The organism is Sphingobacterium sp. UT-1RO-CII-1 (assembly GCF_026711005.1).
Taxonomy (GTDB): domain Bacteria; phylum Bacteroidota; class Bacteroidia; order Sphingobacteriales; family Sphingobacteriaceae; genus Sphingobacterium.
In genome coordinates this window covers 515,737-541,539 of sequence record NZ_JAPPVJ010000001.1, presented here as the reverse complement: position 1 = coordinate 541,539, position 25,803 = coordinate 515,737, and the positions used below count along the sequence as shown (strand labels likewise).

Annotated in this window: 17 protein-coding genes; 8 read left to right on the top strand and 9 right to left on the bottom strand. The window is 38.3% G+C overall.

All coding sequences use genetic code 11. The features are described from left to right. Positions 1-110: 110 nt before the first annotated feature. Both ORI89_RS02175 and ORI89_RS02170 read right to left on the bottom strand, forming a co-directional pair. Entirely contained in the window at positions 111-1,427 is a 1,317-nt protein-coding gene (locus tag ORI89_RS02175) for an SGNH/GDSL hydrolase family protein (protein ID WP_268228783.1), read from the bottom strand. A gap of 5 nt (positions 1,428-1,432) precedes the next feature. Beyond that, positions 1,433-2,653, bottom strand: coding sequence for an OmpP1/FadL family transporter (locus ORI89_RS02170; protein WP_268228782.1), 1,221 nt, complete (start codon positions 2,651-2,653; stop codon positions 1,433-1,435). 269 nt (positions 2,654-2,922) lie between these two features. On the opposite strand from ORI89_RS02170, the gene tpx reads away from it, so the two are divergent. After that, entirely contained in the window at positions 2,923-3,420 is a 498-nt protein-coding gene (gene tpx, locus ORI89_RS02165; RefSeq protein ID WP_268228781.1) for a thiol peroxidase, read from the top strand. Between the two features lie 106 nt (positions 3,421-3,526). Here tpx and ORI89_RS02160 read toward each other — a convergent pair whose 3' ends face one another. From ORI89_RS02160 to ORI89_RS02150, 3 genes are all read right to left on the bottom strand, one after another. After that, positions 3,527-4,816: a S28 family serine protease gene (locus ORI89_RS02160; RefSeq protein WP_268228780.1), complete on the bottom strand. Its 1,290-nt coding sequence runs from the start codon at positions 4,814-4,816 to the stop codon at positions 3,527-3,529. Between the two features lie 190 nt (positions 4,817-5,006). Next, a complete protein-coding gene (locus ORI89_RS02155) occupies positions 5,007-6,179 on the bottom strand; it encodes a trans-sulfuration enzyme family protein (RefSeq protein ID WP_268228779.1) in 1,173 nt (390 codons plus the stop codon). Between the two features lie 178 nt (positions 6,180-6,357). Next, positions 6,358-7,851, bottom strand: a complete 1,494-nt coding sequence (locus ORI89_RS02150; protein ID WP_268228778.1) for a catalase — start codon at positions 7,849-7,851, stop codon at positions 6,358-6,360. A gap of 292 nt (positions 7,852-8,143) precedes the next feature. Here ORI89_RS02150 and ORI89_RS02145 point away from each other — a divergent pair, with 292 nt between their 5' ends. Together ORI89_RS02145 and ORI89_RS02140 are read left to right on the top strand one after the other, a co-directional pair. Further along, the gene (locus ORI89_RS02145) at positions 8,144-10,405 is read left to right on the top strand and encodes a glycoside hydrolase family 95 protein (RefSeq protein WP_268228777.1); all 2,262 of its coding nucleotides are present in this window, start codon (positions 8,144-8,146) and stop codon (positions 10,403-10,405) included. 132 nt (positions 10,406-10,537) lie between these two features. After that, positions 10,538-12,034 (top strand): hypothetical protein, encoded by a 1,497-nt coding sequence (locus ORI89_RS02140; protein WP_268228776.1) that lies wholly within the window; start codon positions 10,538-10,540, stop codon positions 12,032-12,034. A 174-nt stretch (positions 12,035-12,208) separates the two neighbouring features. On the opposite strand, the gene ORI89_RS02135 is transcribed toward ORI89_RS02140, so the two are convergent. The 4 genes from ORI89_RS02135 to ORI89_RS02120 form a co-directional block, all read right to left on the bottom strand. After that, entirely contained in the window at positions 12,209-13,678 is a 1,470-nt protein-coding gene (locus ORI89_RS02135) for a glycine--tRNA ligase (RefSeq protein ID WP_268228775.1), read from the bottom strand. Positions 13,679-13,707: 29 nt separating this feature from the next. Continuing rightward, positions 13,708-14,172 (bottom strand): thioredoxin-dependent thiol peroxidase, encoded by a 465-nt coding sequence (gene bcp / locus ORI89_RS02130; RefSeq protein WP_268228774.1) that lies wholly within the window; start codon positions 14,170-14,172, stop codon positions 13,708-13,710. Positions 14,173-14,234: 62 nt separating this feature from the next. After that, a complete protein-coding gene (locus ORI89_RS02125; protein WP_268228773.1) occupies positions 14,235-15,959 on the bottom strand; it encodes a M23 family metallopeptidase in 1,725 nt (574 codons plus the stop codon). A 40-nt stretch (positions 15,960-15,999) separates the two neighbouring features. Beyond that, positions 16,000-16,611 (bottom strand): fumarylacetoacetate hydrolase family protein, encoded by a 612-nt coding sequence (locus ORI89_RS02120; protein ID WP_268228772.1) that lies wholly within the window; start codon positions 16,609-16,611, stop codon positions 16,000-16,002. A 312-nt stretch (positions 16,612-16,923) separates the two neighbouring features. Here ORI89_RS02120 and ORI89_RS02115 point away from each other — a divergent pair, with 312 nt between their 5' ends. The 5 genes from ORI89_RS02115 (at position 16,924) to ORI89_RS02095 (ending at position 25,768) form a co-directional block, all read left to right on the top strand. After that, the gene (locus ORI89_RS02115) at positions 16,924-17,562 is read left to right on the top strand and encodes a DUF6266 family protein (protein WP_268228771.1); all 639 of its coding nucleotides are present in this window, start codon (positions 16,924-16,926) and stop codon (positions 17,560-17,562) included. Positions 17,563-18,038: 476 nt separating this feature from the next. Continuing rightward, positions 18,039-18,917, top strand: a complete 879-nt coding sequence (locus ORI89_RS02110; protein ID WP_268228770.1) for an AraC family transcriptional regulator — start codon at positions 18,039-18,041, stop codon at positions 18,915-18,917. A 208-nt stretch (positions 18,918-19,125) separates the two neighbouring features. After that, on the top strand, positions 19,126-22,149 hold the full coding sequence (locus ORI89_RS02105) for a SusC/RagA family TonB-linked outer membrane protein (protein ID WP_268228769.1): 3,024 nt from the start codon (positions 19,126-19,128) through the stop codon (positions 22,147-22,149). A 50-nt stretch (positions 22,150-22,199) separates the two neighbouring features. Next, the gene (locus tag ORI89_RS02100; protein ID WP_268228768.1) at positions 22,200-23,843 is read left to right on the top strand and encodes a RagB/SusD family nutrient uptake outer membrane protein; all 1,644 of its coding nucleotides are present in this window, start codon (positions 22,200-22,202) and stop codon (positions 23,841-23,843) included. A 92-nt stretch (positions 23,844-23,935) separates the two neighbouring features. Next, positions 23,936-25,768 (top strand): aryl-sulfate sulfotransferase, encoded by a 1,833-nt coding sequence (locus ORI89_RS02095; protein WP_268228767.1) that lies wholly within the window; start codon positions 23,936-23,938, stop codon positions 25,766-25,768. Positions 25,769-25,803 lie beyond the last annotated feature (35 nt).

Here is a 25,803-nt window from a genome sequence, read left to right as displayed (position 1 = left end):
CTCCTGATAAATGAGTAAAAGTTTTATTCACTATTTAAGAGGTTTGAGAGAAAAGAGAGCCTCGTTAGTTTAACTAGCGAGGCTCTCTTCTCTCTTTATATGAAGTGTCATTATGGGAACTTCACACCTCTATAATTAGAAGCGTTTATTTTTGAAATATTGCTACCATATGTTTTATTGATGGCGTCAATAAATAAATTTGCCATCAGTGCATTTCCCAGAGGAGTTAAATGAATGCCATCCAAAGAGAAAGCATTTCCTGTGATGAATGAGGCATTTATTCCTAGACCATTATACATAATGCCGGGAGATTTTACTTGATTCAAAAAAGTATAAGCATCCGCTACGGCTAAGTCATACTGTTTGGCATTTTCTTTAATGATATTATTAAAGTCTTCCACTCGTTGCTTGATAATTGTAACTTCTGCAGGGTCTAAAACATATTTACTCTCTATTGGGTTTTTAGGGTGTAAACCATAAGGAATAGGCAATTCAGGTGTTACTTGTCCCAATAATCCAGCCGACGAAAAAGGTAATACAAAAAGGTCTTCATCTGTTGCCGGACGCACCGAACCATCACCTGTTTCAATAAATAACTGCTCTACTTCTGGGGCACTTGCTTGTACAGTAGCGAGTAGTGCAGCCCTTGTAACGGTGGTAAAATAGGGTATAGCTGTTACATCTGGAATTGTGGCAAGTATACCCTTTTGTTTGTTAGTAGTTAAATCTTTTAAAAATGAGCTGTATAAATGCTTGAATGTTGCGACATCAGTGAGTTTAGAGGTCGCGTCCTCTTCTACTGCACCATTGGTAGCGTAGCCCAAGACATCGTTGTTCCCTAGCCAAAACGTGAAAAACGTATGATCTTTCGATGTTACATGCTCTTTGTATGTGTACATTGGATCTGTGTTGTCAGGCAATAAACGTTCAAAATAGGGGTTACCCATCGCTGTTCCTATATAGGGGGCAAACGCCATATCCAAACGCATCCCAGGAACACCATAGTTATGTATTTCTTCTGTATATTTTGTATATAGGGGCTTTCCCTCAGTGTTTACGCCACGAACAGCCAATTCAGTAGTCACGCTTTCCATTTGTGGCTGTCCATTAATCAACGCTTTAAGGCGTAAGTATCCTGAACCATTACGTTGGTCTTCTGTAAAAAATGGGCTATTGAAACTTTTATTGCCAACTTGCTGTAATTGTGTAGCGATAAGATTAGGAAATGCTACTTGTTGTCCTTCTAAATATAAGCCTCCGTCTGCAAAACCAGCTGTTAGGGAGTTGCCAATTGCTATATATTTTGAAAAATTAGCTTGTTCGCCCGCTGAAGGCTTGAAGGACTCTATTTCAGGTTTACAAGAAGCTAAAAGAGCTACTGATGCAAAGCCAATATATAGATGGATGTTCTTTAAAATATTTTTCATCGTAATTACCATTTATAAGTTAATGATATGCCCGGAGCGTGAATGTTTGTTTCGTAGATGCCAGAAAGACCTGTTGCTACGCTGGTGACATGACGGCTTTTTAAATGTTGTAGTACATAGGCGCCCGAGAGTTCCCATTTGTCAGAAATGCCGTAAGTGAATCCGATAGAACCCATAATACGATCATTGTCCGGTGTTTCTGGAGATACATATTCTGCTCTTACAGGTGATGCTACGTATCCCATACCTGCTCGTAAAGCTAATTTCGGGGTTGTCTGGTAGTTAACACCTATTTTTCCAGAAAAACCATTTTTATAATTTTTTTCTTGCTCCGTATCGGTTAATACTGGGGTATTGTCTTTGTAGTCAAAAACAAGTTTTTTGTACACCGAATAGTTTAAAAATGTAGCATCTGCCGCAATATCAACCTTCGAACTTACAGGGAAACTTAACCCTATGTTCAAGGATGCTGGTAATGGAAGTTCTGCATTAAAAGTTGTGTTTGGAAAAGAAGAAGCCAATGCATCAGGTACTGTGAATTCAGCGTCGCCATTCTTTAACTTTGTATTTACTTTAGAACGGTAGCTAACAGAAAGAGCAAATACATCCTCTACATGATAATGTGCCCCTACGTTAAAGCCTGTCCCCGTTCCTGTGCCGGATAACTCTGCTCTACCCGATTTACCATCAGGACCGCTTACTGGCAATGATCTTGAAAGATCTACTAAACCAAGGTTGTAAACAAAACCGGCACCTATACCTAAGTTTTCTGTGATTTTGTAACTTATGGTAGGTTGTATGTAGATGGCTCGCATCTGTAAATGATTTAATTCATATTTGCCTGGCCATTCTTCTCCCCAATTTACTGAACCACCAAAAGGAGTATAAATGCCTAGTCCCGCTTTCCAGCGTGCTCCTTCAGGGCTAAATGTTGCAAAGACAGAGAACGGTGGTGTGATTTTGAATTTAGTATCATAGACCTCATTTGCACCAGCCTCTTGAAAAGCTGATCGGTACATAATTGCACTGACATTAGCTGAAACCGCATTTCCATTCATTTTGGCCAAGGCACCAGGGCTATAAAAAATAGAGGATTCATCAACGAATAACGCTGATCCTGCTCCAGCCATACCTACTGCTTTTTGGCTTTGAGTGTTGACCTGTGATCCCTGAGCCCAAAGTAAGGAGGGAGAGGCAAGTAATAAGCCGAGTAATAATTTTCTCATATAACAAAAATTTGGTTAGCACATACTACATTAGTTTATATTATGCTAACATAGCTTTTTTTTGTGTCTAAAGCAAAATGAATCAATTATTTAACATTTTTATTTTTCATTTCGTTAAAATTTAGATGCTTATGTAACTTTAATAACACTCATGCTATTTCGTGTTCATGCGTGTTTGTGCTTATGTTAAAACAGAGTAAGTTTTAATCCTAATTCGCAGATAAGCTATTAATTTTTTGTATCTTAACTGACATAAAATTTTAGAAGATATGGCGAAAATTACATTTAAAGGGGCTGAGATTAATACAGTTGGAAGCTTACCTCAAATAGGTTCTCAGGCTCCAGATTTTAAGTTAACTGCAGGTGACCTTTCGGATAAAAAACTACAAAATTATAAAGGAAAGAGAATAATATTGAGCGTTTTTCCTAGCATTGATACAGGCACATGTGCTGCCTCTGTTAGAGCGTTTAACGAAAAAGCTGCTGCCTTGGAAAATACGGTAGTGTTATGCATTTCAAAAGATTTACCTTTTGCACAAGAACGTTTTTGTGCAGCAGAAGGTATACAGAATGTGGAGACACTTTCTGAATATAAAGACTCTAGTTTCTCAGATGCTTACCAGCTTAAAATTGTTGATGGACCGTTAGCTGGCTTATTAAGTCGTGCTGTTGTAGTCATAGATGAAGGTGGAAAAGTCTTATACACGGAGCAAGTGGCTGAAATTGCAGATGAACCAAACTATGACAAAGCACTTGCCGTCCTTTGATAGTTTAAGATGTTAATAAAATATAAGTAATTGTCTTAAGGATAGTTATGCTTATATATGGAGGGCGATCATCTCAAAATGATCGCCCTCTGTTTATATTATAATATTATTGTTTGATAGGAACTACTCCGCTCATGCTTTGTAGTTTATTAAAAAAATCTTTTTTCATTTCTGAACTCATGTTTTTTATGCGAGCTTCATAGTGTCCTTTTCCAGGGAGTATAAAGCTTTGAGAATTTGTATTGACCGAAGGGGTTACCCTAGTAGCACTCCATGTGTCTGTTTCTCCATATATGTACAGAAGATTGTTGGCATCTGTTTCTAACCAGTTTTTAACCTTCAATATTAATGTGTCTGAAAATTCTTCATTTTTGGCACTGCTAGGCATATGTACAGCGGAAGGATTAGAGCTAAAGCTTACGTATTTTTTAAAAGGTTCTATATTATAGCCATAATATCCCATTTGTGTACCTGCTTGATAGTAATGTGATTCAAACTTCTTCATTGTTTTATCATCCAAGAATGAAATATCACTTACTTTGTTAAAGTGCTCTACAACGGCGTCTAAGTTCTGAAGAGATGGAATATCATCACAAGAAATTTGTGATTGCCAAAAAGAAAAATCATATTCTAAAACAGCGTACTCAAAAGCTTTTTCTAGACCTCCTATATAATCGAATGTTAAGTTTTTACCTTGTGCATACCATTTTAGTTTTTCCAGAATAGGCTTCTTGTTTTTTAAAACATGAAGTTGAAATGTTCTTATTTTGTTTCGGCAAGTGGCCGTACCGACGCTGTCCAGGAAGTCATAAATACGGGTGTCTTCTTTCGCATAATCAAAAGGCGCAACATACGGGATGGCGACATCAACATCTTCGGGATAGAAATATTTGTAAAATAATGTCGTTTGTCCTCCCTTACTAACGCCTGTACTGATCCATTTACCCTGATAAATCTCTTTAAATAACTGATTTATTTTATGCAGATCAGCGGTTACCTGTTCTAATGTTAAGTAGGGCCATGGTTTTCCATCTGGTATAGAATTGCCAAAGAAGCGGTGTTCAATATTTAAATAATTGGCGCCTAGTATATAAGATAACTCGCTAGGGTAGGGATAAAGGTCGTAGCCATTTGTTTCCATAATTACTGGTCTGTCGAATCCTTTATGTGTAAACACAACTCTTTGATAAAAATGTCCTTTTGATTTGTCTTGGTGGTCAAGAGGTTGCTTTACTTTAAGTTCATAAGTCACCTCGTTATCTGATTGACTAGGGATATGTTTAAAAGAAACATCCGGTAGATTAAATAGCGCCTCTTCAAGCTTTTGTCTGTCAACCTGTCCAAAAGCAACAAAGCTTAAAAAGAGAAATAAAAAAGTAATCGTTTGTTTTGTCATAAGATAAATGTTTGTTCACCTTCATTATTAGAAGTGAGTTTATGTATTGAATAGGAAAACTAGTTTGGTTAAATATAGCTTCCTAATAAACACGGAGGCGAACATAGAAAAAGTCAATGTTTTCTACAAGTATTAAGTGTACAAATGCGCTATATTTTTAGTGATATTACAAGAGTATTTACCGAGTAGCTTATTTTGTTTGTTCTAAAGCTTGAAGTATATCATTTATAATGTCCGACTTATCTTCAATGCCTACAGAAAGTCGAACTGTGCCTGGTTTTATGCCCAAATGTACACGTTCTTCTTCTGTCAGTTTAGAATGTGTTGTCGAGCTTGGGTGTGTTGCTATTGATCTGGCATCTCCTAAATTTGAAGTGTATAATATCATTTTTAGTGCATCTAAAAAATTAAAAGCACGTTCTTGTCCTCCTTGCACCTCGAAGGTGACAATTCCTCCCCCTGCTTTCATTTGTTTTTTTGCTAGATCGTATTGTGGGTGTGAAGGTAAAAACGGATAATTTACTTTGATTACTTCCGTGTGGTGCTCTAATATTTCCGCCACCGCTAAGGCATTAGAGCAATGTCTTTCCATACGTAAACTCAATGTGTCTAAACTTTTTGAAAGTACCCAAGCATTAAAGGGGGACATGGCAGGACCAGTATGCCTGATAAAGAACATTAATTTATCAATCAAATCCTGTCTGCCAACAATAACCCCACCTAAAACTCGTCCTTGCCCATCCATATATTTTGTGGCCGAATGCACTGAAAGGTCAAACCCATAGTTGATAGGCTTTTGGAGGTAAGGGGTAGCAAAGCAATTGTCTATAATAAAAATAATATGAGGATGTTGTTTTTTTAATTTACCTAAAAAATCGAGATCAGCCAGTTCTAATCCGGGATTAGAAGGCGACTCTAGGTAAACTATTTTTGTGTTCTCTTGTATTGCACTTGCCCAAGCTGTGTTGTCTATAGCATCAACATACGTTGATGTGATGCCCCATCGAGGGAATAGTTGTGTTAAAAGTTGATGTGTAGAGCCAAAAATAGCCCGAGAGGATACAATATGGTCGCCATTCTGTACAAAGCCAGCTAGGGAGGCGAAAACAGCAGCCATGCCAGATGCGAAAGCCAACCCATTTTCAGCTCCTTCAAGAATACAGACTTTATTTATAAATTCTGTCGTATTTGGATTAGCGTAGCGAGAATAGACCATGCCGGCTTCTTCGTCTGCAAATATTGATCGGCCCTGTTCTGCAGAATCAAATATGAAGCTTGAGGTTAAATATAAAGGAACAGAATGTTCTCTAAGCGCTGATCTTTCAGCCTGTTCCCTGATAACTTTTGATTGATCTTTCTCCATGATGGACAAATTTATAACATAGTCTACTAATTTTATATAGTTTATTTGATTATTTTTTTTAGAAGAATGTTATTTGTCTTTATAATAGCTTGTTAGCAGTTTTTTGATAAAAAGAAGAGATCCTCACACTGCATCATAAATTGAGAGTATGAGGATCTAAGATAGGTATACCGCAATCCTATTTTTTTGGCATATGTTCTGCCAAGCTGTCCATAGAAAAATTTAAACCTTTTGCTACACCCATTCCTAAGTTCATATCTGCTCTAAACCAGTGACATAGTTGACGGTTGATAATTTCTTCACGTTTTGGTCCCTCAATACCCGACATTGCATCCACTATATTATCGATAAGATCTTGTTTTTCTTTTGGCTCTAATAATCTATAAAGATCACCCGGCTGTGTATAATGGTCGTCATCGTTTTCATTACGGTCGTAGAAGTCAGCTTTATCACTGTATAGCTGTAATGCTGGTTCTGCATAAGCAGGATCTTCTATGCTATTATCGAAACTATTTGGAAAATAATTTGGAGAGCTTCCCCCATTTCCATCCACGCGCATTTGTCCATCTCGATGATAATTATTTACCATATAAGGACAACGATTTACTGGGATCTGTTCGAAATTTGAACCTAAACGGTAGCGATGTGCATCAGGGTAAGATAAGATACGACCCTGTAACATTTTATCAGGAGAAAAACCGATACCATCTACAACATGAGCAGGGGCAAAAGCTGCTTGCTCCACGTGCGCATGATAATTATCAGGGTTTTCGTTAAGTTCTAATATACCAACCTCGATAAGAGGATATTCTTTTTGAGACCATACTTTTGTTAAATCAAACGGATTCCAGCGGAATGCTTTTGTTTGTTCTTCGGTCATTACCTGAATAAATAATTTCCATTTGGGAAACTCACCTTTATCTATAGAAGTATATAAATCCCGTTGTGCATAGTCGGGATCTGTTCCTCTCAATTCTGTAGCTTCTTTTGCGCTCAGGTTTTTAATACCCTGCTCGGTACGAAAATGAAACTTTACATATACACGTTCATTTGCCGCATTAATCATGGAGAAGGTATGACTTCCGTAGCCATGCATATGGCGAAAACCAAAGGGTGTACCTCTATTTGACATCAGGGTTGTTACCTGATGTAAAGACTCCGGGTTTAATGACCAGAAATCCCACATCATAGTTGCAGACTTACAGTTGGTATAAGGGTCTCGTTTTTGCGTGTGTATGAAATCTGGAAACTTACGTGGATCCTTGATGAAAAAGACAGGGGTATTATTACCTACCAGATCATAATTACCATCTTCCGTATAAAATTTAATAGCAAACCCACGTGGGTCACGCTCTGAGTCTGCTGAACCTCGTTCTCCTCCTACAGTTGACATACGCATAAACAGACGCGTCTGTTTGCCAATTTGGTTTAAAAATTTGGCACGTGTATATTTTGTTATATCATGCGTTACAGTGAAAGTACCATAAGCTCCTGAACCTTTAGCGTGTACTATACGTTCGGGGATTCTCTCGCGATTAAATTGAGCAAGCTTTTCGTGTAAAAAATAATCTTGCAGTAACAGTGGCCCCCGAGGACCTGCGGACATAGAATCTTGGTAGTAAGCAACTGGAGCCCCAGAAGCTGTTGTGATTTTTTTATTATTGTCTTTCATAATCTCTTTATTTGTGAACTTGTTATTTCAAATATAAGCATTGTAGATCAGTGTTTTATATTGTTATATCTTATGGGATATAGTTAAATTCTATAGTGTGGTTTTGTCGAATCATGTAAAACTATGTATAGACTATTCAAATAATACCTATTTTCACGGTTGTATTTTTTGGGATGGCAATAGTCATGCCTTTAATAAGATTTTTATTTTTTTAATTATATTAATAATGATGCCTAAACTGTATCTCTTTTTATTTTTTTTATTTTTTAGCCTCGGGTCAAATGCTCAAGATTTGAAATTATGGTATGATAAACCAGCTCAACGTTGGGAGGGAACCCTTCCTTTGGGTAATGGATTGATAGGCATGATGCCTGATGGGAAAGTACTTGATGAATCTATTGTTCTCAATGAGATTTCGATGTGGTCAGGGAGCTCGGAAGACCCCAATAATTACGAAGCTTATAAAAGTGTAAAGGACATTCAGCAGCATCTTTTTGCAGGAGAAAATGACTTAGCGGAGGCTTTGGTAAATAAAAACTTTGTAACGAGCGGGCAAGGATCTGCTTTCGGAACAGGAGCTAATGCACCATATGGTAGTTTTCAAAACTTTGCTTTTTTAAACTTTATTCATCAGATCCCAGGTGAGGTGTCTAATTTTCGAAGAGAACTTGATCTTGAAAAAGCGAAAGCATCTACCTCCTTTGTGGTAGATGGCGTGCATTATACAAGAGAGTATTTTACATCATTTGATAAAAATATTGGTGTTATTCGATTAACGGCAAGTAAAAAGGGAGCCATATCTTTTGCTACTCATGTTTATAGAGAAGAAAATATACAAAACATCCAAGTGAGTGATTCGGAGATTACTTGGTCAGGTGCGTTGCCAGATGGTAAAGGTGGTCTGGGGACCCATTTTGCGGGTAAAATTAAAGTGGTAGCAAAAGGTGGGACTACAAAAAATTACGATCATCAGGTTATTGTGAAAAATGCCGATGAAGTTTTGGTTTATTTTTCTGCAGCTACTGATTATTATGGGTATGAACCAAAACAGAAAGTAGCGAAGGAATTGTTCGGGGCAGAAAGCTGGAAATATGGCAAGTTGTTGTCAAAACATCAAAAGAATTATTCATCTACTTTTAGCCGGGTAAGTTTAACCTTGGCAGACGATTTTAAAAGGGATAGTGTGCCAACGGATATACGTATTAAAAACTTTTACGAAAACCCAGAAAAGGACAATAGCATGGCAGCTCTGTATTATCAGTTTGGACGTTACCTGAGTATTGCAAGTACAGCACCTACACATGAGCGAGCTTTGCCGCCTAATTTACAGGGATTGTGGGCGCATCAAATTCAAACTCCCTGGAATGGAGATTATCATTTGAATATTAATGCGCAAATGAATCATTGGGGAGTAGAAGTAAGTAACTTATCAGAGTATCACCGTCCTTTTATAGATTTAATTAAACGTATTGCGAAAGAAGGAGAGAAAACGGCTAAAGCTTATTATAACGCTCCTGGTTGGGTAGTTTATATGATGACAAATGTTTGGGGGTATTCGGCTCCTGGCGAGCAGGCTTCGTGGGGTGCTAGTACTGCGTCGGGTTGGTTGTGTAACCATTTATGGGAGCATTATTTATTCACACAGGACAAACATTATTTAGCTGAAATTTATCCTGTATTGAAAGGAGCAGCAGAGTTTTATAAAGCGACTTTAGTACAAGACCCTAAAACAGGTTGGCTAGTCACGTCGCCGTCAGTTTCGCCCGAAAATGGATTTAAATTGCCAAATGGTAAACGGACGGCAGTTGTAATGGGGCCAACAATCGATAGTCAGATTATTCGAGAGCTCTATCAGGCGATAATTGAATCTAATAACATCTTAGGCCTTAATGATGATTTTGCGGCAGCTTTGACAGATGACCTAAAGAAAATAGCCCCCGCTGTGGTTGTTAGCTCTTCAGGTAGAGTAATGGAGTGGTTAGAAGATTACGAGGAGATTGAACCCAAGCATAGGCACGTGTCTCATTTGTATGGCTTGTATCCAGCGAATTTTGTTTCTCCAATCACTACTCCTGAATGGGCAGATGCTGCAAAAAGAAGCTTAGAAGTGCGTGGCGATGAAGGAACAGGATGGTCTAGAGCGTGGAAAATATTGTTCTGGGCAAGGTTACATGATGGAGATCACGCTTTAGAAATATTAAGGCAGTTGTTAAAACCGGCCATTGCTGATGGCACAACTTATCAAGGAGATGGTGCAGGAACATATCCAAATTTATTTTGTGCTCACCCGCCGTTTCAAATTGATGGTAATTTTGGCGGGTCTGCCGGTATTGCAGAGATGCTAATACAGTCTCATGATGGCTATATACACCTGCTACCTGCTTTGCCAGGAGCTTGGAAAACAGGCGCTGTTAAAGGACTTAAAGCGCGTGGAAATTATACGGTTGATATTACTTGGAAAGATGGCGAAGTTGTGGATTATAAAGTAAGGGGAAAGAAAGGTGAAAGTGTAGATATTATGGTGAACGGCAAAAAGAAAAGTATTAAGATTTAATATTAAACAAGCCGTTTACTGATTTTTGGAAGAGCAAGACTGGAGAGGTCTTGCTCTTTTTTATATTCAAGGTATTTGTTTATTCAAATTTTAATAGTTACTTTGTCTTAACTGATTGTAAATTTGGTAAATATGAAAAAGCTCACCAATTGTTTTTGGAATAAGCTTTCGATTTTAATCATCTTTTTTTGTTCCGTTTCCTGTTCTAAAGATGCCTTTGAAGTAGATGATAAAGAAAGTTACACGATAGGATTTCGTTTCCAACCGTTGTCAAACTCCATTAGACCACTTTCTAAAAGTATGACTGCCGATGCTGCACAAAGGTCTTTAAATAAAATAGCAACTATAGATCAGCAGCCGAATGGATCTGTTCGTATTCAGCAGGGGTATTTATATTATTGGTCTTTTAATGCCGAAAGTTTGAGGGCGGATCAATATAATAGTCCGGATCATAGTATGACTTATAATGGAGGTTCGGTACCTGCATCTTTTGTTGCAGGATGGAAGTATGATACTTATGCCGCAGGCAAAGCTTTGTCTTTGAAGGGGCTTGAGGAGCTAATTATTAAGATGCCCTTACTTAATGTGGTTGAAGTGCAAAGTTTTAGTCTTGATGTGGGATCATCAGATACAGGACCTAAATCTTTTGATATTTTCTACTCACAAGATGGGGAAGAATATCACCTATTAGCAGAAGATAATCAATTTTTCAATACTAAAACCGCTTATTCCAAAAGTTCCTTTGATTTTTATTTTGATGATGTGGAGCTAGATTTGCTAAAAGATCTTTATGTCAAGATAGAGCCCAAAGAAGGTGAAAGGGGAGATGGAGCTGCTTATAATGAAAAAACAGGAACCTTTCGTGTTGATAACATCAGGCTTTTAGGGGTTGGAAATATAGTGAGTGATCGTAGTGTTCAAAAATTTCACTATCATGTTTTTGATGCGGTCACAAGAAGTCTGATTATTGAGGGGGCTGAAGTATATGAAGAAGATAATATGGATGATTTTGTTTTGCAATTACCTGCGGGTAGCTATATGGCTTCTTTTATTGTGAATCAGTCCAATGAAGAATTGCTATCATCTGAACGTGCGGACGCCGATGATTTTTTTGTGAGTAACAAGTTTTCCAACTCGGAAGCTAGTATATTTGGTGTAGTGTATAATTTTGAGGTGCTCGATGAACAACAGTATACTATAACGCTGGATAGGTACTATAGTCAAGTTAAATTTGAATTTACTAATACAGAAGACCTTTCCGATGTTGAAAAAATTGTTATTACTGAAGTACATGAACCAAACTTTTTTGCTGCGTTTAATACAAAAATGAAAAATCCGATTTTGGATCAGTCAGAGATTGTTATTTACCCTGATTTCAGTAAAGAAAGCAAGGAAATAGTCTTTAATCAATTTATAGGTAATGCAATAGGATCTGTTCCTTTAGCTTATAACTTGGTCCTGTATGATAAAGAGGACAAGTTTTTAAATACTTTCAACGTAAGTGCGGCAGTTGGTAATAATATGCAACTTGTTTTTCGTGGAGCTTTACCTTTAGATAAACGAAATAATTCAGGCTTTGCTGTCATGCTTAATAAAAAATGGCATGAAGAGGTTGTGGTTGATTTCTAGAGATAAAAAAAGAGACTGTCTCAAAAAGGCAGTCTCTTGTTCTTTTTCTTCCCAAATGAGCAGTTCTGCGAAATAATCAACAAAAAACTCACAAATTTATCTCATAGTCATATTTAACAAAAAAAGCTGCCTCAATAAATTTGAGACAGCTTCCACTTATAATTATTTGAACTTTTAGACTAATTGTTGTAATAGATTATTCCAACTTGTTAGGTCGCCTATAATACGTCCTAAGTCGTCAGCAGCTATGCGCTCTTGTTTCATGCTGTCGCGGTGGCGTATCGTTACAGTGTTGTCTTCTAAAGTCTGATGGTCTACAGTGATACAGAAAGGTGTACCGATAGCGTCTTGACGGCGGTAGCGTTTACCGATCGAATCTTTTTCATCATACTGTAAGTTATAGTTGAACTTCAATTTATCCATGATTTCACGTGCTTTTTCAGGTAAGCCATCTTTCCTAGTTAACGGCATAATCGCTGCTTTTACTGGAGCGATAGCTGGATGAAATTTCAATACTACACGTGAATCTTTTTTATCTTCAGTGGAAAGGTCTTCATGAACCAATGCATTAGCAAATACGGACAAGAATAAACGATCTACACCTACGGAAGTTTCAACAACATAAGGAATATAGTTCTGATTTAATTCATGGTCAAAATACTGTAGTTTTTTACCCGAATATTCTTGGTGTTGCTTTAAGTCATAATCTGTACGTGAGTGAATACCTTCGATTTCCTTGAATCCAAAAGGGAAATTGTACTCGATATCAACAGCTGCATTTGCGTAATGTGCTAATTTTACGTGGTCGTGAAAACGATAGTTGTCCGCCCCTGCACCTAAAGTTAAGTGCCATTTTAAACGAGCTTCTTTCCATTTCTCATACCATTCTAACTCTGTTCCTGGGCGAACAAAAAATTGCAGTTCCATCTGTTCAAACTCACGCATACGCATGATAAACTGACGGGCAATTACCTCATTACGGAATGCTTTACCAATCTGTGCAATACCAAAAGGAATTTTCATCCTCCCTGATTTTTGGACGTTTAAGAAATTTACAAAGATACCTTGTGCCGATTCAGGGCGTAGGTAAACCTGTTCCGCTCCATCTGCCATGGCACCCATCTGGGTAGAGAACATTAAATTAAATTGACGTACGTCTGTCCAATTTTTTGTTCCGGACATGGGGCATACGATGTTGTGCTCCTCTATGATAGCTTTTAAACGCGCTAAATCGTCATCGTTTAAAGCATCGTCCATATCTTTTTGTAGCTGTGCTGCTTTATCTGTTTTGCCGTCTTTTTCGTAGCGCTCGATCTTGTCTTCGATTAATTGATCCGCACGGTATCTTTTTTTCGAATCCTTGTTGTCAATCATCGGATCGCTAAATCCATCCACGTGCCCAGATGCTTTCCAAGTTGTTGGGTGCATGAAAATAGAGGCGTCAATTCCTACAATGTTTTCATTCAACTGCACCATGGCTTTCCACCAATAAGTCTTTAGGTTGTTTTTTAATTCAGAACCCAACTGACCATAATCATAAACGGCGCTTAAACCGTCGTAAATTTCGCTCGATTGGAATACAAAACCATATTCCTTTGCGTGCGATACTATATTCTTAAAAAGATCGTCTGTTTGCTTGCTCATAAGAGGCAAATATAAGTTATTAGGTTGATTTATTTTGTTAATAAGTCGCGAATTTGTTGCGTTGCATTTTTGTTATCTACTTTTTTGATAATGTGCAGGATAATACCATTTTCGTCAATCACAAAAGTAGTACGCGCTGTGCCCATATACTTTCTTCCGTACATGTTTTTTTCTACCCAAACACCATAATCATTGACTATTTTTTGATCCTCATCTACTAATAAATTAAAAGGTAGTTCATGTTTGGCTATAAATTTTTGGTGGGACTGTTCGCTATCTATACTAACGCCGAGTACCTCAAAACCCTCTTGTAATAAGGATTGATAATTATCTCGAAAATTGCACGCTTCTGTAGTGCAACCTGGTGTGTTATCTTTTGGGTAGAAATATAATATCACCTTTTTCCCTTGGAAGTCTGAAAGCTTTATGTTCTCTCCATTTTGATTTTTGGTGATAATTTCAGGGGCCTTACTGCCAATTTCTAATGCGCTCATATATTCTTAATTATATTTATGTATTGCTGCGTGTTTTTTAAACATCACTTGTCTTTCTTTTATTAACGTATAAACTTTGCTTCGTATACTTTTTCATTGTCTTTCCAGTCTTTGACAATTAGTTTAAATGTATGTGTGCCCTTGGATAAGCTAGGGTCAAAAGAATGCCATAAATGACGATTTTTTGAGTCATATTCCATAAGTACCCAATTGCCGTCAATATAACCATTAAAAGACTGAATTCCAGAAAAGTTATCTGCTATTGTAAAGTCTATTTTATGTTGCCCTGAAACATTCTTGCCATTAGTAAGATTTCTTGCGGTAATAGTAGGTGGAATGGTGTCTACTGTAACGTAAAAACTGCCAAGGTTTCTTGTGTTTACGGTCACCCAGCCATCTTCGAACTGACCTCCCTCTGATCCGTTCTCTATGGAGGCTATTAGAGCTTTTGATTCTAAGTGAGATGGTAAGCTCAAAGGTTTTATGCGCAAGTTATAGCTACTAAATAACGGTGTCAGGTTATTATGTACTTTATGCAATACTGAGTAACCGTTTGTAGGTTTTAGGTCCGTACTATAGGTAAAGTCTAAGTCGTCGTATAGGACATTTTCAGGCATAATAATAAGCAAGTCTTCTTTTTCAAATCTATTTATTTCGTTGTATTTGAATCGTTGCTCTCTATTTGTTTTTTGGGTTGGGGAGCTAGAAGTAATGTTGTTTTGGATTTTGAAATCTATTTCACTGCAGTTGCCTGCTACATCTTTAACAACATATTTTGCATCATATATTTTATCTTCATTTAATTCAACGATACCTCTGTCTTTAAGTGTTTTGAATATATCAATTGGATTGCCGGGATCTTTAAATGACTTTTGAACTTTAACTTTTGTTTTTTTCCAGTGTGGATAATCTATATACGAATGAATTCCTCTTGACGTATTATAGTCAAGTTCTTCAAAAATTGCTGAAGAAATAACTTGCCCATCTATGAATAATTCAATCGAATAAACACCATTTTGAAAGCCTCCGGCCCTATGTCTGTCAATAGCGCTGATTCCTAAGCCAAATTTGCCATTGACAGCTACGGGACTGCTTTGGGATAAGTTGTATGTGCCAGCGCGGGTTTGTTTTACCTGTAAAGTTCGGCGGGGTGTATGCTCATTAAAGATTTCATCGTTCAGGTCATATATCATTAGACTGTTTATTGTCGGATGAAAATTATCGGTAAATTTCAACCCAAAAAGTTGTGGGTTTAGTGGGTGCTCGCTTTTCGTATCTCGGATTTCAAAATGTAAGTGAGGGCCTCCTGAACCACCAGTATTACCTGCATTACCTATATATTGTCCTTTTGTTAGTTGTACTTGGTCTTCTTTTAAGCTTATGTCTACATCAAAACGTTCTAGTTTATATTGTTCTGCACGCACAATATTCTGAAGAGCATCATTAAACTTATCCATATGGAGGTAAGCTGTCGTAAAACCGTTAGGGTGCGTTATATATACAGAGTTTCCGCCGCCGCCTATTTGAACTCGAACTCGGGAAACGTACCCTTCTGCTGCTGCGTGTAAGGGCAGACCGATACGTTGCTGCGTTCTGTAATCATCACCGGCATGAAAGTGAGTAGAACGTAGCTCTCCAAAAGTTCCTGACGCATCCATTGCAATATTCAAGGGATTGCGGAAGTAATTTTGCGGATAATCTCTGGAAGTGATGACACTTGTTTTTTGAGCTTTAAGCAGAGCCGAGGAAAATAGTAAGGTGAAAAGTATAAATGTTAGTCTCTTCATATATAGTATAAGCCTAGTATTATAGCGGATCGTTGTGTATTTATTTGATTTCTGTTTTAAACATCGGGTTATCCTCAATAAAACCTTCTAATAGATCTCCTATTTTTACAGCGCCTACTCCTGCAGGAGTTCCTGTATAAATTAAATCTCCTTTACGTAATGTGATAAATTGTGAAATATATACAATAAGTGCCTCTATATCAAAGATCATGTCTTTTGTGTTGCCCTGTTGAACTGTTTTTCCATTTTTTGTTAAGCTGAAATTGATGTTTTGAGGGTTTTCAAAGTTTTCTTTAGGTACTAAATGGCTGATAACCGCTGAGTGATCAAACGATTTAGCCAATTCCCATGGAAGGTTTTTAGATTTAAGTAAGGTTTGTAAATCGCGGGCAGTAAAATCAATGCCTAAGCCTATAGCGTCGAAATATTTATGAGCAAATTTTTTAGAAACATGCTTTCCTTCGTTACAGATCCGGATTACTAACTCTACTTCATAATGTACATCGCTAGTAAATTCAGGATAATAAAAGTCTTTATTATCTTTAAGTAAGGCTGTATCGGGCTTCATGAAGATCACAGGACTTTCCGGAATAGGGTTGTTTAATTCTTTCGCATGATCGATGTAGTTTCTTCCGACGGCAATAATCTTCATAATCTATTTAATTCTGTTGTAATACCTATGTTCTTATTAATCTAACAAAGCTAGCGATTGTATGTTTTTTATCCAAAGTGAATAAAGATAAGCTATGGCTTGCAGACAGATTGACACTAACTTGGCAACTAATTATTATATAAGAGAGTAATAAATCAGGGATAATAGAGGGTTTGTATAGGGTTCGTATAGGTAAAGCTGTATGAAGCCTAGGAAATGGAGGTATTATTATTGCTTTACTACTTTTTAATGACTAGATTTGTTTTCAACTTGGTCTTAATCAGGTGTTAATCATATTATAAACGCGTTATTATGGCAATCTTAAAAGCAGGGGCCAATGGCCCTTTTTCGGGTAAAGTAGGTAGCATTGTAGGCTATGAGCTGTATGGTCAAGGTATTATCAGGAGTTTACCTCGTAAATCTAATCGACCGCCGACTAAACTCCAAATCATCAATAGGGCACGTATAAAGGTGTGCTCGGCTTTTCTGAGCGAGATGAAAAAGGTAATAGCTTTTGGCTATCAATATGCTGTACCGGAGGGTAGTCGCTTTGGCACGTTTCAACAAGCACAATCTTATATCTTGAAAAACTCGTTGGACTACGATGAAGATGGGATGCCTTATGTCAACCCGGAAAAAGTATTGTTTTTTCGAGGTGATTTGCCTGTCCCTAGTCGCTTAGAGTTTGAAGTGCACGAGAAGGGTTTGTTGTTTCGTTGGGCTCACGACGCTGCTCTGTACGACAGCGATCAGCTAGTCGCTATGTTTTATAATCCAGAGCAAAATCAAGGAGATATTTTAATGAATGGTGCTATTTACAAAAAGGGTGAATACCTCTGGGAAATGGACATAGAGAGACTGATAACGGAAGGAAGCTGCCACGTTTATGCAGGTTTTCATAGTCCTTTACATAAGCAGATGTCTAACTCGGTTTATTGTGGAAGCTTTTAGTTTGCATAGAGCTTTAGAACATTGAGGGCTGTTTTCATCGGAAATTACTTGTTCCTATTGTCTTTACCTTTGATTAGTTTTTAGCTTGTCTTTTGTTACAAACCTTTAGTCTTATTGATATCTATCGTCAAGACTTTTAGCTTGATATCAATTGCTCGACTTTTAAGGAATGGATAATCTAGCATCACTCTGTTTTTTTGTGATGGAGAGTGAAATCTAGCTAAAAGTATTCTGTTTAATCAGTGTTTAAGAAAATCGAAATTCTTTATGTTATAGGCTTGATGTGCGGATATTCTTATCTTTAGACCATGGTAGATTTAAAAGCTGTTCTTTTTTGTGATAGATCCCAAATTGATTAATATGATCCGTTGATCATGTGTTCATATAAGGTTTTAAACTCTTTAGAAACATTTTCAAGAGAGCTTTTATTGAGGATATAGAAGGAACTCTAAATTCCAATTATTATACAAACAAATATGAATTATCAAGCTATAAAAGAAGTAACTCCTTTGCGTGAAGCAGAATGTTTTACTGTTTTTTATCGGGAGAAAGAAAAATTTGATTTTCCTTATCATTATCACGGAGAATATGAACTGAATATGGTGCTCCATGCTAAAGGAGCACAAAGGATAATAGGTGATAATGTAAAAGAAATTGATGATTTGGATCTGGTATTAGTCGGGCCTAATCTTCCTCATGGCTGGTTCAATCATCGTTGTAAGTCTGAAAAGATAGTAGAGGTAACTATTCAATGGAATGAAGACTTATTTAGTGAGCAGTTTCTTAATAAGAATCAGTTGAATTTTATTAAGCAATTATTACAGTCCGCTCAGTTTGGTGTAGAGTTTTCAAAAGAAACAATCAAAAAAATTGTACCTGAAATTCTCAGCTTGCATAAGACTAGTGGTTTCGCTTCCGTTATTAAGCTGATGTTGATTTTGTCTGACCTTTCTGTGAGTCAGAGTATGTCTTTATTAGTTGAAGGGAATAAACTTGTCGGAAAAAGGTTAAATCTCAGGAGTAGGCGTTTGGATGTCGCTTTTGAATTTATGAATAAGAATTTTGAATTTCCAATAACACTTAAGGATGTAGCTAATCGAGTTAATATGTCTGAGGTGTCTTTTTCTCGTTTTATAAAGAAAAGAACAGGGAAGACATTTATTGATAATTTGAATGAAATACGTCTCGGTCATGCCGCACGCATGTTAATTGAAACTAGTGATACAGTTGCGGAAATCTGTTATCATTGTGGTTTTAATAATATTTCTAATTTTAATCGAACCTTTAAACGAAAAAAGACCTGTACTCCCTCTGAGTACCGGCTAAATTTTAGTGGAAGCCGTATTTTTATATAGTGGGTTAAAATAATATAAGCCTGAACGGAGTTAAATAGATATTATGATATTTATTGTATAATATTTGGATAAAATAGTATTGACCTTCTGCCTCGTATTCCTTTAATTTTGTTATTAAAGCTTTAGATTAATTTTGAGGATCATATCCGTTGAGATTAAATCTTAAGTTACCAATATTATTTCATTATAAATCTAAATATTAAATGCAATGAAAAAAAATCTTCTATTTCTGTTTTTTTTTCTTTTCAGCACCCTATCTTGGGCGCAGCAGCGGCAACAAGTGAATGGTACTGTAAAAGATAAAGAAAATAATCCCATTGTTGGGGCAACAGTATCTGTCAAAACTCAAAGGGGTGTGACAAAAACAGACATCACGGGTAATTTCTCTATTGAGGTGGATAAAGGAGCTACTTTACAGTTTTCTTATGTGGGGATGAAAAGTGTTGAGCGAAAGGTTGATGATACAGGTTTTGTCGTTATAACGCTAGAGACCGATAACGAATTGGAAGAGGTGGTCGTGATTGGATACGGTACTGTCCGGAAAAAGGACCTTACCGGAGCTGTAGCATCCGTAACAGGAAAGGATCTACAGTCTAACCTTGCCAAGAGTACAGCAGGAGCGCTACAGGGACGTATAGCTGGGGTTTCGGTTACTAACTCGGGAGGAGCTCCCGGCGCAGGACTGAATGTTACTGTCAGAGGTTTAAGTTCTTTTGGGAGCAATACACCGCTATATGTTGTGGATGGTGTATTTGGCGATATCAATCTCGTGGACCCAAATGATATTGCTTCTTTAGAGGTTTTGAAAGATGCGTCTGCCGCAGCAATCTACGGTTCGCGTGCGGCGAATGGCGTTGTTATCGTGACTACTAAAGGCGGTAAGCAAAATACAGCAGCTACACTGAGTGTCAATGCTTTTACAGGTATACAAAAAGTGCCTAAAATGTTGGATCTTATGGATGCAACGCAGTGGAAAAATTTCCAAAAAGCAAATGGTACATTGCCTCCGGCAGCCGAAGCGATGACAACCAATACGGATTGGCAGAATGAAGTATTCCGCACTGCACCGATGCACAAAGTCAATGTGGATATTGCAGGTGGTGGCGAGCGGTCGACCTATAGTGTATCGGCTGGATATATGAAACAGGAAGGGGTATTGTTGAATACAGATTATGATGCCTTTAATCTACGTACTAAAAATACTTTTAGTCTGTTCAATAACCATTTGAGATTGGGAAATACTTTCTTGATTAAGAATGGAAACCAACAACGTGGTTCGGAATTGGTGATTACCGATATTTTGCGCCAGAATCCTTTAGTACCAGTATATGATCCGGAGATATTGGGTGGTTATGGCTCTTATTCTACTTGGATGAAGAATATCGAAAACCCTGTTGGTGTTCTTAATCTGTACGATAACCAGCGGCATCAGACGGATATCATGCTTAGTGGCTATGCGGAGGTTGACCTTTTTGTTGAGGGGTTGAAGTATAGGCTGAATGTAGGTGCCAATCGTATTACGGGCCGTAATTATAGTAAAAAAGCAGAACCGCATATGTATGGAGATCAATTCTTACAGTCTTATCTGAGAGAAAATGCCTATTTCAATAATCAGTGGTTGATTGAAAATACGTTGCACTATGACCGTATATTTGATAAACATACGTTATCTGTTCTGGCGGGATACTCGGCACAGGAAAACAATAACCGTGGATTTGGTGTTGGTCGCATGGATATACCGTTAGGTACAGATGCTATTGATGCTGCAGCAATGGATCAGCAGTCTACCAATGGCAGTCTTCAGGAGGAAGCTTTGATTTCGCAGTTCGGCCGTTTGATGTATAGTTATGATAGCCGTTATCTTTTGACTGCTACGGTAAGACGTGATGGTTCATCTAAATTTGCGGATGGACGTCGTTACGGGGTATTCCCATCCGTAGCTTTGGGCTGGAATGTCATGAATGAAGGCTTCTTTGCATCCGTTAAAAATACCGTCAATGAGTTCAAAATCCGTGCAAGTTATGGTCGATTGGGCAACCAGAATATTGGAAACTATACTACACAGTTCACTACCCAATATGGTATCAATTATATTCAGGGTGGTAAATTGTGGTTGGGTGCTATTCCTGGTTACAATTGGGTGTCTCCAATTGGTTTAACTTGGGAAGAAACCGAGACCAGCGATATCGGTTTAGATCTGGCTTTTTTGAATAATCGCTTGAGTGTTAGTGCGGACTATTATGTGCGTGAGACCAAGGATATCCTTTTGGGAATTAACCGCGCGCCATCATCGGGGTTGGGAGGTACTCCTGTAATGAATGCCGGAGTGATCAGCAATAAGGGGTTTGAATTTTTGACCAGCTACCAGGATGCTGTAGGTGCAGTTAATTACAATATTGCTGTGAATGCCTCTACGGTTAAAAACACGATGAAAGCCGTAACAGTGGGCTCTGTACAAGAGTTTTCAGGTTTTAACCCACACGGCGAGGGAAATGTTACTTGGGCGAGAGTGGGACATCCTATAGGTGGTTTTTGGTTAATTAAAACCGATGGTCTATTCCAGTCTGATGCAGAAGTACAGGCCTATAAAAGCTCGAATGGTACGGTTATACAGCCAAACGCCAAAGCTGGTGATATCCGTTATGTGGATGTTAATGATGATGGAAAAATTACCGATTATGAGGATGCGCAGTATTTAGGAAGTCCTTTTCCTAAGTTAGCTTATGGTATACGAGGTAATGTGGAGTACAAAGGTGTTGATTTGGGCTTCTTTTTTGATGGGGTGTCGGGCAATAAAATATATAACTATACCCGGGCGCGTATGGAACAGACCAACGAGGTCAATAACCATTCGACAAGCTTGTTAAACTCCTGGACAGCATCTAATACCAATACGGATATTCCGCGTTACACCCGTGATGACCCGAACGACAATAAACGTCGCGCGTCTGACCGTTGGTTAGAGAGTGGATCTTTCTTCCGCTTGAAAACTTTAGAGATCGGTTATACATTGCCACAAAATGTGTTGAACAAAGCCGCTCTGAAAAATACGCGTATTTTCTTTGCAGCTGACAACCTGTTTACTGCAACGAAGTACAAAGGGTATACACCGGATCTTGGTGTCAATTCAGATGACAATGGTGGTGGTTCCAGCATGATGACGGCAGGAACTGACTATGGTCGTTTTCCGTTGGCACGGACTATTATGTTTGGTTTGCAAGCAAGTTTTTAAAAGCCAGGGCAATGTTTAATCATGAATTTTAGCATTTTCAAAATACAACTATGAAATTTTTAATCAATAAATATACGATAGCGGCAGTGTTGGGATTGTCACTAACTGGTTGTTCCAAAGATTTCTTGGACAAAATAAATCCCAATAAACCGGTGGAAGCAGTCTTTTGGGCTAATGAGAACGATGCGGTATCTGCTGTAGCTACGGTATATTCTCCCATTAGAAGCCAAATGTATGGCTATTATGCCGCCTATACCGGATATCAGACCATGAACCGGGCAGATGATACCTTTTTTCTGATTGGCGAAGAAGCTTTTACCTGGGATTATGTCAATTTTCGTAACAGTGCATCTACCGCAGAGAGTGATTTTGGAAGGTTATATCGAGGTATTAACCGAGCGAATGTGTTCTTCAAAAATATAGATAAGGTGCCTATGGACGAAACCAAGAAAAAGCAACTGATCAGTGAGGTTAGTTTCCTAAGGGGGATGTATTACTTCTTATTGGCTGCCAACTATGGTGATGTGCCTTTGCGCTTGACGGTAGCCACCGATGATGCAGAGCCCGGAGAGGCTGTATCTGCACCGGAAGCTGAAATCTGGAAGCAGGTGATTGTTGACTTCAAAGTCGCTAAAGAAAATCTGCCGGTAGATAGACCTGATTCCGAATCGGGACGGGTAACTAAAGGAGCTGCCATTGCATACTTGGGTAAAGCTTTAGTGTATACCAAGCAATATGGTGAGGCTGAAACAGAGTTGAAAGCACTGCTTTCATCTCCGTATAATTATGATTTAGTGGCTGATTATCAAGATAATTTCAAGCATACAACGAAGTTTAACAAGGAATCGGTTTGGGAATTGGCTTACGACGGTACATTGAGTAGCGGTGGGGTATGGGGCGATGATCAATCAAACTCGCATTTGGGAATGGTACTACCTAACTTTATAGGGCCTGATGGTACTGGGGCATGGTTCAAGATTATGCCTTCACCTGCTATTATCCGCGATTTTATCAGTGAGGAAAGACCAGCAGGCTCTGACACTCGCTTTGACAAACGTATGAATGCCAGTTTCCTATGGAAGTATTCAGACTATCAGACTGGAGCGACTGATGGTAAATGGTATGGAAACCAGACTTTTGATGATATTTGGGCTGCTTGTCAGGAAAAACTGAAACGTCATCCGGCAGAAGAGCTAGAATTTGGCTTTCCAACAATCGATGGAAAACAGGGACGTTTCTTGATGAATAAATATACCAACGCTTATATGAATGCTGCTGGTTCTAACTCACATTACGATCCAGCTAAAAATAACAATAACAATCTGCGGGTGTTTCGCTTTTCTGAAGTATTATTATTGCATGCTGAAGCTTGTGCGCAGAACGGAAATACAGCAGATGCTGCATCTAGCTTGAAGCGTATCCGCGATCGTGCAGGATTGGCCAGTAAGACTTGGAGTGGTAAAGACGACTTAATGAAGGAAATCATGAAACAAAATGAATTGGAGTTTTTCTTTGAAGGACATCGTTTCTTTGACTTAAAACGGTGGTATGCACATGCTGAAATGAAGAAGATTTTTGTGGATAACAAAAAGCAAGGCGCCAATAATTTTGAGCCTAAGCATTATTACCTTCCTATACCACAGGATGAAATGAATACGAACACTAAAATAGAGCAGCATCCATTGTGGAGATAGTTGTCATTTTTTTAGAAAGTTCATGATTTTCACAAAATCATGAACTTTCTAAAATTGATTTTAATGCCTGATATGTATGAATAATATATCCTATGTCAGCTATTCATGTTTTTAATTATTTACAGCAAATGAATATTATGCGATCTATGTGGTTGTTAGGTATGGTGGTTATCTTATTCTATGCCTGCAGAAAAGAGAATGATGTTGTCGGAGAGATCGCATCAAAGCAATCTCTGAAAGAATGGGTTGATAAGGGAGAATTGTTACTTGACATTACAAAAGGAAAAGAGAACTATGTGTTCAACTTTGAAAGTGGACCAGTACATGTTTCTTTACAAGATATTGCGAAGATAGATCCTCAATTGGACCATTGGCAAACAAAAGTAACTTTTCGGGATGGTTTGGAGTTGACTGTGCCGACCAAAGGCACGGATCTTGGTTTTATAATCGAACAGGTACAGCTCAATCCATCGGGATACAATCCTTTAGCTGCATTGGTCGATGTAGCATTGCCCACATACGGTCGTATAAAAGTTTCTGTACAGGGAAAAAATGGCGATGCGGGTACGATTACACATTTATGCCAGGACGGTACACCACGGCAAAGGGTGCCTATATTTGGACTGTATCCAAACCATAACAATGAGGTCAAGCTGACCTTTACTGATTTAGAAGGCAATGAGCGTGGTAGTACGACGATTCACATACGTACTGAAGCTATTTCCATCCTAGATTTCCCAAAATGGAAAGTTGTTAAGAATGAGGTGAGTAAGATGGAGTATGGAGTGAATTTAATTAATTATCCTGGGCAGAGCGACGCTGATGTGTCTATGCCTTATATGATTGACAATGAGGGAGAGTTAAGGTGGTTGTTGCTACTCAAAACATCCAACGAGTTACAAAAACTGTCATTTTCTATTGGTCTTAAGCGTATGGAAAATGGAAACTTCCTCGCAGGAGATCAGTCGAAACCAAGAGTAGTTGAAATCGATATGTTTGGCAATCTAAAGCGTCAATGGGACTTGGGGAAATTGGGTTATACCTTCCACCATGAAATAACAGAAGCGGCTAATGGAAATTTCCTGATAACAGTTTCGAAGTCCTCGGCACGCTTGCGCAATGGATCGCCTCGGATGAATGACCATATTATTGAGCTAAACTCCACAACTGGGACAGTAATTAATGAGTGGGATCTAGCCAATCAATTGGATACTAGTCGCTATGTAAAACCGGACGGAATCACTCCTCCAGAATTTGTACAGAATGCCAATAACTGGGCACACAACAATGCCATCGCTGAGATGGGCAACAATTTGTTGGCAACTGTTCGTTATCAAGGAATTTATAACTTTAGTAGATCGGGGCAGGTACAGTGGATTATTTCGCCGCATAAGTTATGGGGTGAGCGTTATCGCTCGCTACTGCTGAAGCCCGTCGCCGAAGATGGCAGTGTGATAACAGATGAAGAGGTAATAAATGGAGATAAACAAATCCCGGGCTTCGACTGGTCTTGGGGTCCACATACCCCGATAGCAATGTCGGAAGACCGTATTCTGGTGTTTGATAACGGATACAATCGGAACTGGATTCCCAATTTCACCCCCGAAGTAACTAACTACAGCCGTGTAGTAGAATATAAAATCGATATGGCCAATAAAACCGTACAACAATTGTGGTCGTATGGTAAGGAGAGAGGGGTGCAGGGATTTTCACAGGCCGTATCCGGTGTGCAGTATCTGCAACACACGGGCAATGTCTTGTTCTGCCCGGGAATGGGCGTGCAGACTTCTATTGGGGGAGGTGGCCGAGTTGTAGAAATCAACCCTAAAAGTGGTGAAGTCGTTTTCGAATTGGAGATAACAATTGGTAGTGGATTCGCATTTCATCGGGTCACACGTATGTCTCTGTATCCTGAACGTATGTAAATGCGTTGATGAATTTTATTTTAAAGAGTTTTAGA